We start from the raw sequence: 19,338 nt of genomic DNA, 5'->3' as shown, positions 1-19,338 counted from the left end.
AACACTACCATGGGAGTTTCAATCTCTAAATATTTAAAATCCCATAACAGCCCCGTAGGAGCAACATCCTCTAAAATCCGTTTTAATGTTACAGAACTTTCCATCTCGTTATTATGATTTGTAGAAGTGAAAAAAAATTTAGTATTCGAGAAATATGAGCTTTTTAATTTTTCTGGAGCTATTTTTAATATAATCACATCATCTTACCTAAAACTAAGATTAATTGCCAAGTAATGACTAAATTATTTTGGAGGATACATTCAAGTACATATAGACAACTTTTAAAAATCCAATGGAAGACCACCTACTAGGTTGTCGCGTTTGCCATAATTAAATAAACAATGGTATCGTTTATATAATTTTAACGGGGTTTTTATTGCCATCAATTGCAACAAATGTAAACTCCCCAGAAACAGCTTTTTCCCTAGAATTGGTATACATTTCCTCAACAAATATATCAACCCTCACCTTCAAACTTGTTGTTCCTACCTTGGTGACATAACCATCCAATTCAATGATGGTTCCCGCTGGAATGGGCTTAGTAAAATCTATTTTGTCACTACTTACAGTCACCATTTGTTGACGACAAAATCTCGTCGCGGTAATAAATGCTGTTTCGTCCATGAGTTGCATAGCTGTGCCGCCAAAAAGAGTATCATAATGGTTCGTGGTATTGGGGAAAACAGCTTTAAAAATAGAGGTTCTCGATGCATCAATTTTTTCTTGTATGTTCGTCATATCACTTCCTTTTCAAAGGCTATAAAGTGGGTTGTTCTGTCACTGATTAAAGGAATAATTTTAACTTCGCAAGTATAGGCCATCCCATTTTTCTTATGGTTAATGATCAGCTCCTTAAAAGGAACCTGCAACAGAATTTTCTTCCTGATTCTGCTCTTGCTATCTTCCAATGTTTCCTTCCCCTGTAAAAATTTGGGTGTTTTATTCATTGCAAATTTCTTGGAATATCCGGTCATGGTTGAAAACCCTTCATTGACCCAAATTATATTTTGGTTTAGGTCCATAATAATTAGAGCCTCATAATCATTTTCGGAAAAAGCGAAGTTTAAATCGTTCTTCCAATTAAATTTTTGTGCAAACCCCAACACTTTGTCCCTTTCCAATCGTTTTATGGCCACCGCCAATTGATGACTATATCCCTCCATGTAAAGGTCCCAACTCAATAAAGGCATGGACCTGATTTTGCGATTTTGAATTTGTGAATCAACTGTATGCTGCACCTCTTTAGTCAGATCGGACAGAAACACATCGAGACACATCATTTTGTTAAGATCATATTTCATGACAGGGATTTTCAATTTTGGAAATTCGCGGGTTTCAAGGCCATTTTATTAGGTGTATAAAAATACACGATATTTTTGATACAACTGAAAACGATCGTTAATTATCGATGTACGACCTGAACTGAAAATTAACTATTGTGACTAAACAACCTTCGTCAATTAAGTATTATTTTTGATAACCTATGGCAGATATATCCTCTATAGGTATGGAAAAAACCTAAGTAAATAGCAGGTAGTAAGTGTTTTCTTGAAAAACAACAGCCACCTTCATCACAATCATTTTGCTTTTACTTTCGGGTTCTTTTAGAACATTTATCAATTTTGACTTCCTTTAGAACCCACACCCAATTGTTCATTATTTAATCATGTTCATTGATCTTGAACACGACAATTTTATGAACAAACAAATACTAATAGACCATCCAAAAATAACCATGCAGGTTCTTAAATAAATCCTGTAATATTTAAACTGTTATAGAGGTTTTATACAATGGCAACAATGGCACTGTTTGAAACTAAATGTCCGGCATAATGAAACCGAAATGGCTATCACAAATCGAACCGAAGTAACCACTAAATATTATAAGACATGGATTATAAGTGTTTTGTGATTCACTAATGGATTTCAAACTACTTGTTTCGTTTTCTCAATCACTATTCTTCCAACAATACACTAGAGGGTTCATAGTATTTACCTGTCTTGGACTTTGTTATTTCTTCTACACTTAGCAACTTACCCCTAAACACTGCTTAAGAATGTATAGAATAACATACAGGTTTATACCTATAACAAGATCAAGCCTTTAATTGTATATCTATGATGTTATTCCAACTAATTGTTAAAAAATCATGCATTTCACAGAATATAATTGTAGGAATTTGGCGACTATTTGATTTTTGTATAAATTGTTACCTAAAGCATCATGCTCTAAAACACTATTAACCTAAATCTCAACACTATGAAAAAAACTACATTTTTAATGATTATGGCAACCTTGTTGACCATACATACCACCATTTCCCAAAACGGGAATACAATTGACGAGGCAATTCCGATTGATGGCACTGGCTTGGGTGTAAACTTTCTGGATTATGATAATGCTACCCCTTCTAACCTAACACCCTTATGTGCGAATTCTGAAGACGTATTTTATAAACATACAATATCTCAAGGCGACAATAGACTTATTATTGGCATGGTGAGTGCAGGTACCACCTTATTTACTGAAATTGACTATCAAATACTTAAGGCCCCCAATGGTGACACTCAGAATCTTATAGAAGTTGCCTGTGATAAATATGAAGTTTTATTAGTAGTTGGAGGAAGTTTTCAAATGATTATAAAAAATGTCAATCCAGGAGATGATTATTATCTCCGGGTATTTAAGCCGTCAGGATTAGGCGGACTATTGAACAGTTTATTAAATGGCACTAGTGTGACAATGATTAGTGATTATGATAGTACTCTATCCATTGGTTCCGACACCCAAACTAAACTTCAGGTTTTTGTGAATGATAACCAAATTCGTGTTGGTGGCAATACATTGTATGACGCCATGAAAATTTTTAGTTTAGGTGGCAAGCAAATTATGTATGCCTCTTATAAGACCAATATTGAGACTATTGACATTTCCTCATTGCAAACGGGCATGTATATTCTCGCACTTCATAATAATGAAGGTTCCAAAGAAATAAAAAAGTTTATAAAAAGATAATTTTAATTTTTTGGAGCTATCTCCCTAAGAATGAAATTTTAAAGAAACAAGGGTTGGGCTTTTTTAAAGACTGACCCTTTTTCATTGACCGTTAGGAACTAATTTATTAATGAGTTTGATCCTACTGCTTTTTTATTTTAGACAACTTTGGGACTTGTAGGGAACTGAATACTAAACTTTTTGTAATTTCCCACTGCTTGTTTTTTAGTATTTTAAAACTTATGTTTATACCCTTAAAAACCAAATTTTCATGACCAAGAAGAGACCAAAAGGAATTAAAATAGATCCAAGAAGATTACAGATCGTGAGCGGAAAACCAGACCCTAAAACTATTTTTTCAAGACACCCCAAAGATAAGAAATAGTATCATATGTTAATTTAAAGCTTCATACATAAAAGTTACAGGTAATCGTTAATGACACACTTCTTATTGAAAAAAAAATGCCACAAGCAAGAAAACATTCAAGACATATCTCAAACCCCTAAATTCCAGCCCAATATTAATTTTATGGCATTTGTTTTTAAAGTGCCGTCTACGTGATGTGGAACATTCCCTGTATCGATCAGGCCAAGATCATTTCTTATTTCAATGGTGAGGTCATTTCTCTCATTAAGAGAAATATTAGTCCCTATCCCAAGAGAAAGTCCGAAATCAAAATCTTTCTGTTCTGCAACACTATCACTATCGTCATAAGGGTATTCTGAACTAATTTTAGTATTAAATAAATAGTTGAAAAACGGGCCACCATTTACGAAAAATTTCGAACCTCCAAATTCATATTTTAGTAGGATAGGTATATTAATATACTCATAGATTTGATTGAAATTTTCCTTCCCAGTTTGTTGAGCTTGATTATTGAAATAAATGAGTTGTATTTTCTTAATCTTGCTTTCGTAGTTGATGTTGGTTTTAAGGGAAAGGTTTTCCTTTAAATAATACTCCAACGAAACTCCGAATAAATAGCCCAATTTAAAATTATTATATTTTGCATATTCGTTTCCTCTGATATCCGGATAATTTATTCCTGCATTTATTCCTATTTTGAAATCATTTTGGGCAGTTAAAGCAATTGAACACATTAACCCTAATGTGATAAACAATACATTCATTTTGTTCATTATTCCCGGTATAGTTTTGGGTGATATTATTAATTTCCAATACGTGCATGCGTGCTTCGTACACAAACAGCACATTAAGTAAGCGACCAAAATACCAACTTCCCTCCTAATTTCCTATAGTAGAACCATCAATTCTATTCTGATGAATCTTATTTATCGATTTGAAGCTCTGAGGGCATCTTCAATCTCTCATTTAATTACTTCTTCAAAAGGCTTAATATCAGACCATAAGGCGCCATTAACTAAAAGATGGCTACTGCGAGATAAAAATTACTTAAGAGTCCAATAATTTTAAGAAGATCTCCTATTATTATTGAGCAACTTTTTCGAACTATTGCAGGTATTTAGGCGAAAAACCTATATTTTCGTCGCTATAAAAATTTAAAACTAAATCTTATGAAAGAACTTATTGAAAACATGCAAAGCACTTACGAATCATTTGAAAGTGACGCTAAATTACAGTTGGAAAGCGGAAATAAATCAGCGGGAACAAGAGCGAGAAAAGCGTCATTGGCCTTAGAGAAATTATTGAAAGAATTCCGTAAGATTTCAATTGTGGAATCAAAGAAATAATCTTTAAGTATCCAGTAGAAATCCTACTCGAAACTGTTATGATTTAATGATTATTATAACCCAATTAAATCAAAAACCCCTTTAGTTCTGGAGGGGTTTTATAGTATATATTATATTCTAAAGTTTTAAACAGTCAGCTCATTCCACCTCCCCATTAATCGTTTCCATAATTTCCCTAAAACTGTTCAGTCCAGCTTCAATATTCTCAATGATCTCGGCGGCGAGGATATCCGGGTCGGGAAGGTTATCCAAATCGGTTAGACTTTTGTCTTTGAGCCAGAAGATATCCAAACTGGTTTTATCCCTTGCTATAATATCATCATAGCTATATTTACGCCATCGTCCATCTTCATTGTCTTCACTCCAGGTTTCTTGGCGCTTGTTGATGTTTTTGCCGTTGTACAATTCGATAAACTCTTCCAAGTTTTCCTGGCGCATCGGATTCTTTTTTGGCGTATGATGCACATTGGTCCTGTAATCATAAAACCATATCTCTTTGGTCCAAGCCTCTTTACTGGCTGGTTTGTTATTAAAGAACAAAACGTTTGCCTTAACACCTTGAGCGTAAAAGATACCCGTTGGCAATCTCAGAATTGTGTGGAGCTCTGTGGTTTTGAGCAATTGCTTTCTAACCTCCTCACCTGCGCCACCTTCAAACAACACATTATCTGGCAGAACCACTGCTGCCTGACCGTCTATTTTTAATTGCGTTTTTATATGCTGCAGAAAGTTTAACTGCTTATTGGAGGTTGTTTCCCAAAAGTCTTGACGGTTATAACTCAGATCTTCTTTGACGATAGCACCTTCCTCATTGGTAAAGGTCATGCTGCTTTTTTTACCAAACGGCGGATTTGCCAATACATAATCATATCTGTTGCCATCGTCGGCTATGAGGGCATCATTTGGATTGATGAACGATTCGCCGTCTATTTCCCCAATATTGTGCAGATACATATTCATCAAACACATCCTGCGGGTATTGGCCACAATCTCGTTGCCATGAAAGGTTTTGTTTTTTAAAAACTCCTTTTCTTCTCGGTCTAATTGGTTATTTTCTACAATCCAATCGTAGGCGGCCAAAAAGAAGCCTCCTGTGCCGCAAGCCGGATCAACCACGGTTTTCATGGGTTTGGGTTGCACACAGGCTACCATGGTTTTGATCAAAGCTCTGGGCGTAAAATATTGCCCGGCGCCACTTTTGGTGTCTTCTGCATTTTTCTCTAAAAGACCTTCATAAATTTTACCTTTAATGTCGGCACCCATCAGGGACCAATCTTCTTTGTCAATCAAATTGATGACTTTAAGTAGTTTGGCTGGGTCTTGGATTTTATTCTGACTCTTGGTAAAAATCTGACCCAATGTGCCTTTTTCTGTAGACAACGTACGCAGTAACTGGCTGTAGAAAGACTCCAACTCTGCTCCTCTCTTACCTGAAAGCGTTTCCCAATTAGCTGTCTCACCATCTTCAATTTCATTGCCTTCAACATCTTTTAGTTTCGGGAAAACTAAGCCTTTATTATAAGGCGGTTTGTTGAGTTCATCTGCCATTTTTAAAAATAGCAAATAGGTGATTTGTTCTAAATAATCGCCATAACCTACACCATCATCACGTAGTACATTGGCAAGGTTCCATATTTTTGAAATTATAGTTGAGTCTGTCATTTTATTTATTTCTATTTAACACGCTAATCACTAATCGCTTTACTGTTTCCATTTCCTCTGGTTTGCTGGAAGCGATAAAAAGGGTTAAGCTGGCTAGTGTGTCGTTACTTAATATGGGTTGCTGTTCACTGTTGAAAAGCATATTGTTATGCCGTAAAAACTTCAAGAAACACGCTGCTGCAATTCGTTTATTACCATCTACAAAGGAATGGTTTTTTACTATTAAATAGAGAAGCGTTGCTGCTTTGTCTTCCAATGTAGGATAAAAATCATCCGTTCCGAATCCTTTTGCAATTTGAGCAACGGAACTTTCAAAGCTTTTATCTTTTTCTTTACCAAAAACAGCTGAATCAAACTCGGTGAGCATTTGATTGATCAACTTATGATAGTCTTCCAAGCTTGGGTATTCTGCTTCTCTTGTGGTTAAGCCTTGGGTGTCTAATTGCTCATGGTCGTAATCATCCAATAAACTTAACCCTTTGTCAAAAATAGTGAGCCACGCATCATCTGCTAACTTTTCTTCAATAGCCTTTTCGACGGTTCGGGATAAAATTTGAATGCCATCTTTTAACAGTTTTACTTCTTGTTCTTTTTGAGCTAATCGTTTTTCATTAATACTATATCCTTTAACTAAATAGTCTTTTAAAACACTATTTGCCCAAATACGGAATTGAGTTCCTTGTTTAGATTTCACACGATAACCTACTGAAATGATGACATCAAGATTGTATAAATTAACATTTGAGGTTTGTGTTTTTCCTTCTATAGCACCGTGTTGAGTGGTTGTCCGGGATTTCCGGACAACCACTTTATCTTCAAGCTCACCTTCTTTAAAAATATTGCTAATATGCTCTGAAATAGTACGCTTATTTTTATCGAATAATTGCCCCATTTGAGCTTGGGTAAGCCAAACAGTATCTTGTTCAAATTGCACATTAATTTGAGTAGAGCCATCTTTGGCTTGATAGATTTCTATTTGGTTTTGTTTATCCATTTACTGTTTTTCCAACTGATGCATTTTTTGCACAAGTTCATTTTTCAGTTATCAAGAAATCCTTGTTAACTCAATTATGCGGTTTTTGAATATGGCCTTTTTGTCAATTTTTAACTATCCAGTATTTCCTACTAGCTGCTTTATTTCTTCTTTTTCTCCGCTTTAATTTTCGCCAACAACACACTCGCTGGTTCATAATCTGGAGAAGCTTTGCAGTTAGCAATTTCTTCTTCACTCAACAATTTGCCTTCAAAGGCTTTCTTTAAAATGCTTTGGCGAAGGGCCTGGGATTTTTCTAAACTCTCGGTAAGGCTTTCTTCTACCTTATCGCAAACGGATAAACGGGATTCTATTTCGCGGACGATTTGGTGTTGTTCTTTTAGAGAAGGTACTGGAATCTCCAAATTTTCTAATGCAGATTTTGTTAACCCTTGTCTTGTAGCACCGACATTCACATTATCAATCCAATTCTGAACTTTTGATGATTGTAAATACAGCTTTAAAAATTTAGTATTGAAAATGTTGTTTTTTGGTCTAATTATGCTGACGTGCTGATTTACTCTTCCATTTTCAAATTCCTTTGGTGCAATGTTTACTCTACCAATGGATGCTCCAGTAATATTTAACAAAACGTCTCCTTCTTGAATAATTACATTTTTTAATTTCTCAGCTTGGTTCTCATCAATGAAGGCAAGACCTTCATATTTGATATAATCGAAATGAACATTTAGTGATCTCACCAATGGAATCCCACTTTCTTTATAATTTGCCTGACCACCTTTAGGGGTTGAACCTGAACCAATTTTTGAAGTTATATTTTTTAATTTATGCTTCTTTGCATCTACAAAACACTCCCCCTCAAACGCCTTTTTCAAAACCGCTTGCCTATAAATAACCAATTGGTCTTGTGCTTTTTTAAGGTCGGCAATACCGCTATCTAAACTGCTGAAGAGTTCTTCTATTTTATTGACGATGGCTTTTTGGATGGGAATGGGTGGTAATGGAAAAGCTATCTGTAACAGATCTCTTTTTGCCAAACTTGGAATAGTGGTACTCTTATCTAATGCTTTAAAATTAAAGTAAATGCAAAAAAAATAGAGTAATCTATTATTCAATATTGAAAAGGGATAAAATCCAAATGCCGTATCAACGTTCCAAAACCTTTCTTTAACATATATAGGACTATTAATTGTCCCTTTTCGTCCAATTATTGTCGTTCCAGATTCACATAGGTAATCATTCGCCCTTCCCATAATACCCCCACTACCATAAATAGGATACTTGCCATTTCGGTCAACTACATTTTTTTGATTTTTACCACTTATAATATCAATCACATCCGCAAACGTACACTCAATCCAATCTTCTCTCATGAACTAATTTCAATTTAGATATCTTCTAACTTAGATGATTTTGAAGTGACCTTATAAGCAAATGGTCTTTTTTCTTTACTAGCTTTTTTAATGATTTCTGGCCAATGTTTTACAAGCATTTTTAACATATCCCAATAGGTATAGCCCGTTTTTGAAGGTGGTCTAAAATAAAACATACCAACTTGGTATTGCTCACACAGTTGGCGTTGTTCTCTTATACGATTGATATTGTAATCTTGCGTAATGACACAATCTTTTCCTTTGTCAAGTTTAGGAATCCAATCTTCATCTAATGCACCTTGACCAAATACTTTTTTAATAGACCTTACTTCTATAGGTTCTTTAAGACCAAAGTTTAAGGGTTTTTGCAAAAGGTTAAATCCTTCTGATAAAAGAGGCGCAAGATTTTCATCGATATATATAATCATGCGGCTTCACAATATTCTATGGCATCTTCAACCATTTGTTTCGGTACTTCATAAAGATGCGCAATAAAATCAATAGCTTCTCCTGCTTTATACATACCATAAAATGTTTCTGGATAGATATTTTGGTCTTCAAATACTGGACTACCAAACTTACGCTGTGGATCTACAACTATTGTTTTGTGTTTACCCAGAGGCCAATATCTTGAGGCTAAGTCATCTGCGCCAAAGTCAAGATTTATAAAGAATAACTTAATAATATCGAGATTAAATTGTTTCGTACCATTAAGCGTCATTGAAACACCTTCTATATCAAAATAAATATTCTTACCATCTGTACTGATGCTATCTAAAACTTCCTTTTTTGCAAAAGGAAACGGCGTTTTAAACAACTTTGACAAGTCTGAATGGGCTTGTAGAACTTGTTTCGGTTTGACTCCAGACTCAGAAAACCTCATCATTACATAAAACTCTATAAGTGTATGGAAGCTTACGGCCCTTGTTCCCTCCATTTGCCATGAATATTTGGTTTCATATTCAGCCCCTAGCTTACCATCCCAATATTTATGCATCCAAGTATATACCTTACCGTAAGATAACCTAAGTATTTGGGCTATCTCACTAGCAGTATAAATACCTATACCTAGTTTTGGTGCATTTTCGAAGTTCATATTTTTATTAAGTTCTATCAATATATAAAGGTAAGTTGTTTTTTATTTAAAGTATTAATTTTAACATTATGCTGCTAGCACTTCATTTAATTCTTCAATAATGCCATTCATTTCTGTGCCGAACAACTGGTACATTTTTCCTTTGCCGCCTTTGGCATCAAAAGGGGTGTAATCTAAATCGTCTATTTCTATATGATAGCTACTTACGACGTGGTCTTTAATCATCCGCAACCAATCCAGCTGCTCTTGGCTAAAGCGGTTGTGTTTCCCTGCGTTTTGTTTAAAAATCCACTTTCTGAAATTTTCGTCAATGGTTTTGTCATAGGCTTTTAATTCCTGGTCAATACCACAGGCTCTTCTAATCAAGGAGACCAATGCGGTCAATTCATCTTGAGGTTTTTGAGGCCCTTCGACTGCGCTCAGGGTGACATAGGCATCCCATACATAATCTGGCGCCAAGAGTGGCTTTTCAAGCCTCAACTTTTCCATTACCTCTTTGATCATTTTAAAGGTGATATCCCTGCGGTTGTAAGGCTGGTCGTAAAAAATACTCAGGGCTTTAATTTCGTCTTTGTTGGCTTCAAGGTATTCGGTAAAATCTTTTACCACTTGGGTCGCTTTATCTACCGATGTGGTATCCCATTCGCTTGTGATAATGGTGTCTATGTTATGACTGTCTATAATTTGTTCGTGCTGTTTACGTACATTTTCTACATAGTCGTTGAAGGTGCCATTAAACGTTCTACTGGCTTCTATAATTAATTGTTCCTGAGCTTTCTCTTTGGCTTCATCAATCAGACCTGGTGTTCTGTCTTGAACAGGGATTTTATCTATTTCAATTTGTGCTTTGGCTTCAATCTCATCCTGGTCGAAAGCCATAATCAACTCCTTGGTAATCTGTTTTAAATTTTTACCTTCAGAAAACTCCAGGATTTTATCCTTTTCCTTTTCTGTAATTTGCTTTTCCAAACGGATGAGACGGTTGGCTAATGACAAAAATAAATCTTCATCAACCACGCCCATGGCTACAGCACCCAATAAGTCTTTCAAAGGCATTGTTGGTTTGCGCTCCAACGGTCTGCTATCGGTTTTTTTCGACTTCGTAGCACCAACAGCATCAACAATGACGAAATGTGTTTTGCTTTTTGCTGTTCTTGTCACCAATTGTAGGGAATCGGTATTGATGGTTCGTGTACCGCGACCTTTCATTTGTTCAAAATAGTTGATGCTTTTGACATCGCGCATAAACAACAACACTTCCAGAGGCTTTACGTCCGTTCCTGTAGCAATCATATCTACCGTTACCGCAATCCGTGGATAATAGGAGTTTCTAAAGCGGTTCAAAACCGATTTAGGATCTTCTTCGACTTTATAGGTTACTTTTTTACAAAAGTCATTGCCTTCGTCAAATTCTTCACGAATAATTTTTATGATATCATCGGCGTGACTATCCGTTTTGGCAAAGACTAAGGTTTTCGGTACTTCATAATCACCATGTTCATCCACACGGTTTGGGAAGATAGTCGCTTTTAAAGCCCGTTTATATTCGCGGATGATGTTTCTGATTTGGCTGGGGTTGACCACTTTTTTATCCAAATCATTGCGTTGATAAGTGGTATCTTCATCTTCCTGTTGCCAACGTTTTTTACGGGTCAGTTTATCACGTCTATCCACAAACCAACCTGCCTTGATGGTTTCCCCGTTTTGGGAGATTTCCGTTTCAATGGTATACACATCATAAGGCACATTGACACCATCGGTTACCGATTCTTCATAGGTATATTGACTGACCACATTCTCATTAAAAAATCCGAAGGTTCTTTTGTCTGGCGTAGCTGTGAGCCCAATTAGGAAGGCATCAAAATAATCCAATACCTGTTTCCATAAATTGTAGATGGAACGGTGCGCCTCGTCTATGACAATAAAATCGAATTGCTCAATGGGTACCCGAGGTGTGTATTCTACCGGAATGGCTTTCTTTTTAGAAATTTGCTGTTGCAACCATCCCGATAGATATCGGGATTCTTCTGGATTTTCCAACTCAGCACTTTCATCGAGTTCTTCGCCTTTTAAAATAGAGTAAAGTCGTTGTATGGTTGAGATGCACACCTGACTATCCGAGGCTATATAACTTGAGGATAAACGCTGTACATTATATAATTCGGTGAACTTTCTGTTATCATCATTGGGTTGAAAGGTCATAAACTCCTGTTCCGCCTGCTCTCCAAGGTTTTTGGTGTCGACCAAAAACAAAATACGTTTGGCATCGGCATGTTTTAACAAGCGATACACAAAGGTGGCTGCGGTAAAGGTTTTGCCCGCACCCGTTGCCATCTGAATTAAGGCTTTAGGTCTATTCTTTTTGAACGAATGCTCTAAGTTATTGATTGCTACTATCTGGGCAGGACGCAGTCCAGTGGGATCTAAATCGGGCATGGACAATAACCGTTCCCTAAGACTTTTACCTTTTTTCAGCCATTCTGCAATGGTTTCTGGTTTGTGGAACCAAAACACATTCCGTCCTCTTGGCTTGGGATCTCGGTAATCTGTAAATCGTGTGATGGTGCCTGTGCTTTCATATACGAAAGGCAAAGGATCGTTATTAAGGTATTTTAGTTTGGCATTGGTGTAGTTTGAAGATTGATCCTCAACAACCGTAAGACGATGGCCTTCATCTTCACGTTTGGCTTCAATGATGCCTACGGGTTTACGGTCTAGAAACAAAACATAATCGGCCGGGCCAACATCGGTCTGGTACTCTCGTACAGCAACGCCCTTACTTGCCAATAGGTCAACTTTCTTTTTGGACTGAACTGACCACCCCGCTTCCCTCAACATGAGGTCGATTTTATCACGAGCTATTTGTTCAGGATTTTGGTTAGCGGTTGATGGCATTGATAAGTTAGGGTTTAAAGAATACTAAAGTACATAATATTTGTTAATGATTAATTTAGCATTTGTTGAAAACTCCTGAATTAACCCGGCAGTGGTGATTCAGTCAACGCGGCATTCATGGTGGGTCGTACCGACTACACGAATGCTTAGTTATTGTACATAGTTTTTTTATTCCCAGTGACTATTTAATTGAAAAAATATATTTGTATTGTGTCTCTTAATTTTGTCGTTAATTGATAGTTGTTCTGTCAATTGCTTTTCAAAATGGTCAATCAAGTTATTAATGTCAAGCATTAATTTATTTATTGAAATTAATATTTTTGGAAATTTATTTTTCCCACTTTTAGTTATTGACTCAAACAGTATTCCGTCTATTTCATTAGTTTTTTCATCTTTTCTTGGTGTGGAAATTTGTCCGCCAATACTTTCTTTATGATTGGTAAACACTCCAGAATATAAAATAAATTGTTGCATTTTGTTTGAATTAGGTACATTTCTAACCCAAGACAATGCTCCGTAAATTGGAAGGTCATTTAAAGTTAGTATTTCCGTAATTCTTTCATCAATATGTTGGTATGAATTCCGAAGCCTTTTAGCTTTATTTAACTCATTAAGAACAACTTCATTTTGATTAACATCAAAATATCTTGTGATTAAATTTAAAAAAATTGTTGCATTACTTATGATTGTCCAAACGTCTGCAAAAATTCTTGGATAGTTTTCATTTTCGCTTTTAGGTAATTTACTGAATTCAATCAACTCCACATTCAATCTTTGAAAGGTCAATTCACATATATCAATGCTAAATGTTATAGCATTAAATACTATAACTTGTTCTGGTTTTAAATTTTTAGGCGGAAACCTAAAATATGATTCTCTATCTATTATCATTTCTTAAATGCACAACGTTTCGTGTATGAGCAGTGGCGTGATTCGTCAAGGACAATTGCAAACAGGTACTTGCCGGTGGAAATTCCGAAAGAATTTCCAAGTAGGCGAGGACAAGCCATAGCTTATACTTTATTGTACACCGTTTTTATTTTATACTGTCTATTGTATAGTGTTTTCCTTTTGTCCAAATTCCACTCATTGACTTTAGTCCTTTTGGCAAAAGTTCGATTATAGATTCAACTAATATATCACTCGATTTTTTACCTAAAGTACCCAAGCTAAATTTTTCGAGTGTTTTTTTATCTTTTCTCGAATGTTGAATTAAGGCTTCTAAAAGCTCATTTACATTATCAATAGCGTCATCTTTCAGCATTTTGTCAACTTTGAATATTACTGTATTTGTAAAATCTGCATTACTGTCAAGAATTATAAGTTCGGTTCCGCCAGAGTATTTCCAAGAAGTATTTTCTTCCATTTCGTCAACAAATTCAGAAAATTTTCTTTGACTAAAAGACCAAGGAATTTCGCCACTATCTTTAAATTTTGAAACTCCGATTTCTTTCATATCTGGAAAGTCAGTTTTATTGGCGTAACCCATATATCCAACACAATAAAAGTCAATGTTCTTTCCAGCTCGATTATCTAAATATTCAAATCTTGGAATTATATCACTTTTACATATTCTGTCGAAAGTTGGCGCGAAAAGAATACAGCAAATTGGGTCTCCTTTTTCATGGATATGTCTTTCAACTTTTCGGAATGATGGTGCTTCTATCAAAATGTACAACGGTTTTGTGTATGCTTAAGTGGCGTGTTTAAGCACCTAATTTAGCAAATAAAAACCGAATAGAAAATCCGCGTGGATTTTCGTAAGTAAGCGAGAACCAAGCCATTAATTATACACGGCAAATCGTTATTCTTAATCAGCATAAGTTCCGCTTTTTGGTTTTTTACCTTTACTTGCTTTCTGAACTGTATTTGTTGATTTATTTGTTTCAAGAGTGACATTAATATCCGAATAATAAACTACCCATCTTTGATTATTTGTTCCAGTTAATGTTTCAGGACCAACTTTGCTATATTCATAAGCAATGTCAAATACATCCATTCCAATCAACGAAGAAACTTCCATTTCAGTTCCATTCGCAGTTTTAAATTTTTCAGATTCACAGCTAATTATTGCAAAAAAGGAAAGTATGAGTAGTAGTTTTTTCAAATTCATAATGTTCGGTTTATTTGGTTTGAATTTTTATTTCCATATCAATAGATATAATTCCTTTAATAATAATATAATTCCAATTATAAATCCAATTCTCGCAAACCATTTAGTTTTAGGAAATTCCTTGAGCGTTTTTTTCGCTAATTCAAGGTCAATTTTAGCTTTTTCTAATTCTATTTTTTCTCGGTCATTTTTTTTAAATTCCGCAACTGTTTTTCCTAACTCAATTTCTGTGAATCCACCTTGATTTAAAAACGATTCAGTCAATCCAGTTATTTGAATTAAATCTCCAGCTCTTGTGCTTTTATAAGTCAATATGTCTGGTCGACTATTTTGGATTTGATTTAGCAACGAAATAATTTGGTCTTCGTTATAATTTGGAAATAAATCCTTTTGAATAGATTTTACGTTAGGCATCCAAACATTTCTTTTTTTGTTAAAATGCGTAATTAAAAAATCTAATATTTTATCAAGGTCGTTCATTTTTCAGAGTGTGCTTGGTAATGTTTGCCAACGTTTCGTGTATGAGCAGTGGCGTGGTTCGGCACGGACAATTGCAAACAGGTACTTGCCAGTGGAAATTCCGAAGGAATTTCCAAGTAGGCGAGGACAAGCCATTGCTTATACATTGTTGGCAAATCGTCCTATTATACTTCTTTGTTGTTATTCTATTTAATTTTGTTAAATTAGGTAAAATTTTTATTATGTCTGAATTAGAAAAACAAGTCAACTTCAATTTGCTGATGATTGGTGTTAAACTAAATGCTTTTAAAGAAGTTTTATCTGATAATCAACTCGAAGTTTATAATAACTATATCTTGGATAAAGTTAAAATTTTAGAACCTGATATTAGACTGTTATTATCTCCCGAACAAGCCGACGAAGTACTTCGAGGTTTTCTGGGATAGCTACTGGCATATCAGATATGGCGACAAATGTTTTAAATAGGGTTTTTCATTATTAACTTTAAGATTTATGCTAACTAACAATAGCAAATTAGTCATTACAATGAGTCAATCTTTTAGAGAGATATTTGACCAGGTTCTTAATGATTATATCTATATTTTAGATCCTCCTGCGCATTTTGATATGGTGATAGATAGTGTTTTAGTTGGCCATTTAATGTACTATTCCGAAGGTTTCTATAAAGAAAATTTATTCGATGTAGAAACCAAAAATGCCGTTCTCAACCATATTTACACTTCTAATATTATAAAAATTAAAGATGCCGTATCAGACCCATGGAATTTACTACTCGGAAATCCTCACGGTAACTTACATAGTGAAAAATTAAGAAGTTTTATTGTTCAAGATTATATAAGACTCTCGGAGGATGTGAACAAATCAAAATATATTATTCAGACTCTAATTAAAGACTCCTACGAAGAAATAGTGAGATTTACTAACCCACTCTTTGGTAACCCTTCAAAAATGTTACCTGATCAGTTTTATATTAACTGCTTTATTCATCCTTTACCTTCTTTGAATTATGATGATATTCTTTATAATGCCCGCCCAGACATGATAAAAGAGCACTCAAATATAATTTTTAACAATTTATTATCAGAGACATCTAATTTTATAACTGGTTTTTTGAATGAAATTGGTGCAAAATAAGAGGCTATGAATCCACAACAATCAAAAGAACTTATCAAGGTTTTAAAACTTCAGACTGAAATTTTAAAACGTTTAAAGAACAATTTTAATTTTGTTTCAAAACCTGAAAAAGATTTCTATCAGGAAAAATTTGACAGTCTTGACAATCAGTTAATAGTTTTTCAAAAAACTCTTGAACTTTAAATCAAGTCTTTGATATAGCTTTTCGTCATTGTTTGTAATTGTTTTCATTCCCCGAAGAAGTTTTATTGCTTTTGGCAAATTCTGTCTTTTAGAAAATCATAAAATAAAAAATACTCGTAGCTTGACTTAGGGATAGTCTAACGCATTTTAGAACCCAAGCTGGCGTTTTCATCTATTTCTTTGTTTTTACGATGTTTTTTTTGGATGTTTGCCAACGTTCGGTGTAAGAATAGTTGCGTGGGATAAACACCTGAAATAACAAAAATTGACCGAGCCTGTGGAAATTCCGCAGGAATTTCTCATTGTTGGATATTCTAATAAAAAAGTTGAGTGTTCATTATCTATAATTCCATATAGTTTTCCCCATTCGCCTTTTGTCATATTGTTCTAAAGTTTATTTTAATCGATGAGTTTTGCCTGTCCATCGTTTTGTGTATGAAGCGTTGGCCATTTCGAAACACTTCATTTTCAAGTTGCCGCAAAATTTTATTTGTTGCTCTAAGTTTCATTTTAACCACTTATTGCCCAATGTTTTACCCACTTTTATGTATGCCAGTGCTTTCTTTTCGGTCAGCGTTGGGACAACCATACTCTTTGACAAGTTTTGGCTTGTGCGGTCGGCTTTTTGAGTGACTTGGCAATGTGTATGGATGCTAAGGATTAGCTATTAAAGTGAATCAATAAATGCTGCAATATTCGGCCAAGACCAAACTTGGGTATAAACACCAGCAAGGTCTGTTCGGTCATTTGTATATGCCCAAATTCCTCTAACTTTTTTACCCTCTTCTTTAGCACATTGGATTTCCCATTTCTGGCCGCTTGAAGTCAATGAATTTTTGCTTACCAAAGCGATTACACCGTCAGAACGTTTGATTCTTGTTCTTACTCTTTCTTTCCATTCCTTGTCATATGGCTGTTTTACTGACATGTCAATGTACTCGAATGGTGATTTAGTGTTCAAAGATTGTCCTTTCAAGAGGTCTCTTTGTTTGTCGTCTTCTATTGCAAATGCAATAAATACTACTTTTTTATCTGCCATGATTTTTTATTTAAGGTTTAAATTCTTTTGTCTTTTACTAATCTCCAATAATGGTAACCCAATGCAGTTAGTCTACAATTTTTTGAATGCATTGCTGCAAAGTACATGTGTTGTTCGTCAACTGGAACAACCAAACCAACACTTGCTAATTTTTGTAAATCTTTAAAGACTGAAACATTTTTCTCATTTGCATAAGGTTCTGTAAACTCATGCTCAATAGCTGGGTCGTTGGTGAACTCAAATGATGGGTTGAGTTGAAATTGGTCTTCAGGTGTTGTGAAGTATTGATTTAATCGTCTCAATATTTCAGATGACACTTGTGGTGTAACAGTTCTTAATGATGTAAAGCGAGTAATATTTGTTTTAAAAACTGGTCTTTGGTCCCATGGGCCAAGTGCTTGGTCAATATAAGAGTAAATACCACCAGGTGTGATATGTCCTCTTAAATCTGCTGCGCCACCTTGCAAAGCATCTAATAATAGATTTGTAAATACTCCATGTCCATTTACTTCAACGGAAGGCTCGTCATCCTTACTTGCGGTAAGAATTGAAACGCCTTCGCCAATTTGTGCATTCTGATTTCCACCCAATTTAGGTGTTCCGAATGCTCCTGAATGACAACAATCCAGTATGATTACACGGTTTTTCGCTTTTGATTCATTTGCAATGTTCAGGATTTCGTCCATTGAAATACCTTCATCATTCGCTTTGTAATCAGGAGTTACAATTATTCCACCGCCAGTTTCATCAAAAAATCCATGACCAGAAAAATAAAATAGCGCAGTTTCACAATCGCCTGCAAATAAATCTTTGATATGACCTTTTAAACCTCCTTTCGTTGGAACATCATTAAGTAATCTCACGTCAAAATTTGGAGAACCATCCCCGTTTGTTGCCAATGTATTACCAAATGCAGAAGCGTCATTGATGCAGCCAAATAATTCTGCATTTGGATAGTTGTTAATACCGACTATAAGTGCTTTTCTCATATGTTAAAAATATTTACGCTTCTATTTTCTTTAATTATTCCATCTGAAAACCATGTATCGAATTGTGAATAAGAATATTCAGCTTCAATTACCCAAAGTTTATCTTCATTGGTTCCACTAACAGGTAGTTTTTTAATAAATGGATATAAAGAAAGATATTCCTTACCCTCAAATGACTTTGGAGGAATCCTTTCTTTAGCCACTGGAATTATTGCACACCTATTTGTACTTCCATCAACATATCCAAGCTCCCAAGGAATCCATTTGGACATTGAAGCATTTACAGAAATTGCAAGAAGAAGTGATTTTGAGCACTTCATTCTTTTTCTTACAAGTGAGGCAGATTCTTTAGTGACGTTGGAGCGATCAAGGTGTGGATCAACTATCCAATCAACATAAACAGAATACCCAAAATCTGTCAACTCTTGATAAAGTCCTTGTACTTCTTCTCTATCTAAAAAGCTATGAGATAAAAAAATATCAAACACTTTATTTTCAGAAACATTTTGAGCACTAAATAATTTTTGTTCAAATAATCTTTTTTTACTTAAAGCAATGTCTTTTAAATATGAACTACTATAAATACCCATACATTTAAATCCTTTTAATGATCTTTACCAAATTGTCCTAAGACCATGTGATTATTATTTTACCTCTTAATTCGGTCGGAAT

21 protein-coding genes are annotated in these 19,338 nt (G+C 34.9%); 5 read left to right on the top strand and 16 right to left on the bottom strand.

Features of this window, described 5'->3' with window-relative positions; genetic code table 11:
* Nucleotides 1-351: 351 nt before the first annotated feature.
* A complete protein-coding gene (locus tag MWU32_RS05120; RefSeq protein WP_246938280.1) occupies nucleotides 352-738 on the bottom strand; it encodes an acyl-CoA thioesterase in 387 nt (128 codons plus the stop codon).
* Nucleotides 735-1,301 carry a PAS domain-containing protein gene (locus MWU32_RS05115; protein WP_246938279.1) on the bottom strand — a complete coding sequence of 189 codons (567 nt, stop codon included), beginning with the start codon at nucleotides 1,299-1,301 and terminating at the stop codon, nucleotides 735-737. Before MWU32_RS05115 ends, MWU32_RS05120 begins: the two co-directional genes overlap by 4 nt.
* Before the next feature lie 959 nt (nucleotides 1,302-2,260).
* Here MWU32_RS05115 and MWU32_RS05110 point away from each other — a divergent pair.
* Entirely contained in the window at nucleotides 2,261-3,016 is a 756-nt protein-coding gene (locus tag MWU32_RS05110; RefSeq protein ID WP_246938278.1) for a T9SS type A sorting domain-containing protein, read from the top strand.
* Nucleotides 3,017-3,490: 474 nt separating this feature from the next.
* On the opposite strand, the gene MWU32_RS05105 is transcribed toward MWU32_RS05110, so the two are convergent.
* Entirely contained in the window at nucleotides 3,491-4,135 is a 645-nt protein-coding gene (locus MWU32_RS05105; RefSeq protein WP_246938277.1) for a porin family protein, read from the bottom strand.
* Nucleotides 4,136-4,531: 396 nt separating this feature from the next.
* On the opposite strand from MWU32_RS05105, the gene MWU32_RS05100 reads away from it, so the two are divergent.
* On the top strand, nucleotides 4,532-4,708 hold the full coding sequence (locus tag MWU32_RS05100; RefSeq protein ID WP_246938276.1) for a histone H1: 177 nt from the start codon (nucleotides 4,532-4,534) through the stop codon (nucleotides 4,706-4,708).
* A gap of 138 nt (nucleotides 4,709-4,846) precedes the next feature.
* On the opposite strand, the gene MWU32_RS05095 is transcribed toward MWU32_RS05100, so the two are convergent.
* The 10 genes from MWU32_RS05095 to MWU32_RS05050 form a co-directional block, all read right to left on the bottom strand.
* A complete protein-coding gene (locus MWU32_RS05095; protein ID WP_246938275.1) occupies nucleotides 4,847-6,370 on the bottom strand; it encodes a class I SAM-dependent DNA methyltransferase in 1,524 nt (507 codons plus the stop codon).
* 1 nt (nucleotide 6,371) lies between these two features.
* Nucleotides 6,372-7,364 carry a RhuM family protein gene (gene rhuM, locus MWU32_RS05090; RefSeq protein WP_246938274.1) on the bottom strand — a complete coding sequence of 331 codons (993 nt, stop codon included), beginning with the start codon at nucleotides 7,362-7,364 and terminating at the stop codon, nucleotides 6,372-6,374.
* 140 nt (nucleotides 7,365-7,504) lie between these two features.
* Complete coding sequence (locus MWU32_RS05085; protein WP_246938273.1) at nucleotides 7,505-8,737, bottom strand: restriction endonuclease subunit S; 1,233 nt, start codon at nucleotides 8,735-8,737, stop codon at nucleotides 7,505-7,507.
* 14 nt (nucleotides 8,738-8,751) lie between these two features.
* A complete protein-coding gene (locus MWU32_RS05080) occupies nucleotides 8,752-9,165 on the bottom strand; it encodes a hypothetical protein (protein ID WP_246938272.1) in 414 nt (137 codons plus the stop codon).
* Entirely contained in the window at nucleotides 9,162-9,854 is a 693-nt protein-coding gene (locus MWU32_RS05075; RefSeq protein WP_246938271.1) for a DUF433 domain-containing protein, read from the bottom strand. The genes MWU32_RS05080 and MWU32_RS05075 overlap by 4 nt, the downstream gene beginning before the upstream one ends.
* A gap of 45 nt (nucleotides 9,855-9,899) precedes the next feature.
* Nucleotides 9,900-12,728, bottom strand: a complete 2,829-nt coding sequence (locus tag MWU32_RS05070) for a DEAD/DEAH box helicase family protein (protein ID WP_246938270.1) — start codon at nucleotides 12,726-12,728, stop codon at nucleotides 9,900-9,902.
* Between the two features lie 168 nt (nucleotides 12,729-12,896).
* A complete protein-coding gene (locus MWU32_RS05065; protein WP_246938269.1) occupies nucleotides 12,897-13,619 on the bottom strand; it encodes a hypothetical protein in 723 nt (240 codons plus the stop codon).
* Between the two features lie 145 nt (nucleotides 13,620-13,764).
* Complete coding sequence (locus tag MWU32_RS05060; RefSeq protein ID WP_246938268.1) at nucleotides 13,765-14,397, bottom strand: hypothetical protein; 633 nt, start codon at nucleotides 14,395-14,397, stop codon at nucleotides 13,765-13,767.
* 141 nt (nucleotides 14,398-14,538) lie between these two features.
* Entirely contained in the window at nucleotides 14,539-14,841 is a 303-nt protein-coding gene (locus MWU32_RS05055) for a hypothetical protein (protein ID WP_246938267.1), read from the bottom strand.
* A 27-nt stretch (nucleotides 14,842-14,868) separates the two neighbouring features.
* Entirely contained in the window at nucleotides 14,869-15,321 is a 453-nt protein-coding gene (locus tag MWU32_RS05050) for a hypothetical protein (protein WP_246938266.1), read from the bottom strand.
* 221 nt (nucleotides 15,322-15,542) lie between these two features.
* Between MWU32_RS05050 and MWU32_RS05045 the strand changes: the two genes are divergently transcribed.
* The 3 genes from MWU32_RS05045 to MWU32_RS05035 all read left to right on the top strand — a co-directional run bounded on the left by MWU32_RS05045 (nucleotide 15,543) and on the right by MWU32_RS05035 (nucleotide 16,638).
* Nucleotides 15,543-15,746: a hypothetical protein gene (locus tag MWU32_RS05045; RefSeq protein WP_246938265.1), complete on the top strand. Its 204-nt coding sequence runs from the start codon at nucleotides 15,543-15,545 to the stop codon at nucleotides 15,744-15,746.
* 100 nt (nucleotides 15,747-15,846) lie between these two features.
* On the top strand, nucleotides 15,847-16,455 hold the full coding sequence (locus MWU32_RS05040; protein WP_246938264.1) for a hypothetical protein: 609 nt from the start codon (nucleotides 15,847-15,849) through the stop codon (nucleotides 16,453-16,455).
* Between the two features lie 6 nt (nucleotides 16,456-16,461).
* Nucleotides 16,462-16,638 (top strand): hypothetical protein, encoded by a 177-nt coding sequence (locus MWU32_RS05035; RefSeq protein ID WP_246938263.1) that lies wholly within the window; start codon nucleotides 16,462-16,464, stop codon nucleotides 16,636-16,638.
* A 667-nt stretch (nucleotides 16,639-17,305) separates the two neighbouring features.
* Here the strand turns inward: MWU32_RS05035 and MWU32_RS05030 are convergent.
* The 3 genes from MWU32_RS05030 to MWU32_RS05020 are packed head-to-tail and all read right to left on the bottom strand — an operon-like array spanning nucleotide 17,306 to nucleotide 19,256.
* On the bottom strand, nucleotides 17,306-17,677 hold the full coding sequence (locus MWU32_RS05030; RefSeq protein ID WP_246938262.1) for a TIR domain-containing protein: 372 nt from the start codon (nucleotides 17,675-17,677) through the stop codon (nucleotides 17,306-17,308).
* Between the two features lie 17 nt (nucleotides 17,678-17,694).
* Nucleotides 17,695-18,666, bottom strand: a complete 972-nt coding sequence (locus MWU32_RS05025) for a caspase domain-containing protein (RefSeq protein ID WP_246938261.1) — start codon at nucleotides 18,664-18,666, stop codon at nucleotides 17,695-17,697.
* Entirely contained in the window at nucleotides 18,663-19,256 is a 594-nt protein-coding gene (locus MWU32_RS05020) for a TIR domain-containing protein (RefSeq protein WP_246938260.1), read from the bottom strand. The genes MWU32_RS05025 and MWU32_RS05020 overlap by 4 nt, the downstream gene beginning before the upstream one ends.
* Nucleotides 19,257-19,338: the final 82 nt, after the last annotated feature.

The sequence above is a fragment of the Gelidibacter sp. F63206 genome, assembly GCF_023015735.1.
This window is presented reverse-complemented; position numbering and strand designations above follow the sequence as displayed.

Coding starts and splice junctions, on each gene's coding strand:
- MWU32_RS05115 (WP_246938279.1), bottom strand. CDS start 1,301: ATGAAATATGATCTTAACAAAATGATGTGTCTCGATGTGTTTCTGTCC.
- MWU32_RS05025 (WP_246938261.1), bottom strand. CDS start 18,666: ATGAGAAAAGCACTTATAGTCGGTATTAACAACTATCCAAATGCAGAA.
- MWU32_RS05105 (WP_246938277.1), bottom strand. CDS start 4,135: ATGAACAAAATGAATGTATTGTTTATCACATTAGGGTTAATGTGTTCA.
- MWU32_RS05095 (WP_246938275.1), bottom strand. CDS start 6,370: ATGACAGACTCAACTATAATTTCAAAAATATGGAACCTTGCCAATGTA.
- MWU32_RS05040 (WP_246938264.1), top strand. CDS start 15,847: ATGAGTCAATCTTTTAGAGAGATATTTGACCAGGTTCTTAATGATTAT.
- rhuM (WP_246938274.1), bottom strand. CDS start 7,364: ATGGATAAACAAAACCAAATAGAAATCTATCAAGCCAAAGATGGCTCT.
- MWU32_RS05055 (WP_246938267.1), bottom strand. CDS start 14,841: ATGAATTTGAAAAAACTACTACTCATACTTTCCTTTTTTGCAATAATT.
- MWU32_RS05080 (WP_246938272.1), bottom strand. CDS start 9,165: ATGATTATATATATCGATGAAAATCTTGCGCCTCTTTTATCAGAAGGA.
- MWU32_RS05030 (WP_246938262.1), bottom strand. CDS start 17,677: ATGGCAGATAAAAAAGTAGTATTTATTGCATTTGCAATAGAAGACGAC.
- MWU32_RS05110 (WP_246938278.1), top strand. CDS start 2,261: ATGAAAAAAACTACATTTTTAATGATTATGGCAACCTTGTTGACCATA.
- MWU32_RS05045 (WP_246938265.1), top strand. CDS start 15,543: ATGTCTGAATTAGAAAAACAAGTCAACTTCAATTTGCTGATGATTGGT.
- MWU32_RS05120 (WP_246938280.1), bottom strand. CDS start 738: ATGACGAACATACAAGAAAAAATTGATGCATCGAGAACCTCTATTTTT.
- MWU32_RS05070 (WP_246938270.1), bottom strand. CDS start 12,728: ATGCCATCAACCGCTAACCAAAATCCTGAACAAATAGCTCGTGATAAA.
- MWU32_RS05100 (WP_246938276.1), top strand. CDS start 4,532: ATGAAAGAACTTATTGAAAACATGCAAAGCACTTACGAATCATTTGAA.
- MWU32_RS05085 (WP_246938273.1), bottom strand. CDS start 8,737: ATGAGAGAAGATTGGATTGAGTGTACGTTTGCGGATGTGATTGATATT.
- MWU32_RS05065 (WP_246938269.1), bottom strand. CDS start 13,619: ATGATAATAGATAGAGAATCATATTTTAGGTTTCCGCCTAAAAATTTA.
- MWU32_RS05035 (WP_246938263.1), top strand. CDS start 16,462: ATGAATCCACAACAATCAAAAGAACTTATCAAGGTTTTAAAACTTCAG.
- MWU32_RS05020 (WP_246938260.1), bottom strand. CDS start 19,256: ATGGGTATTTATAGTAGTTCATATTTAAAAGACATTGCTTTAAGTAAA.
- MWU32_RS05050 (WP_246938266.1), bottom strand. CDS start 15,321: ATGAACGACCTTGATAAAATATTAGATTTTTTAATTACGCATTTTAAC.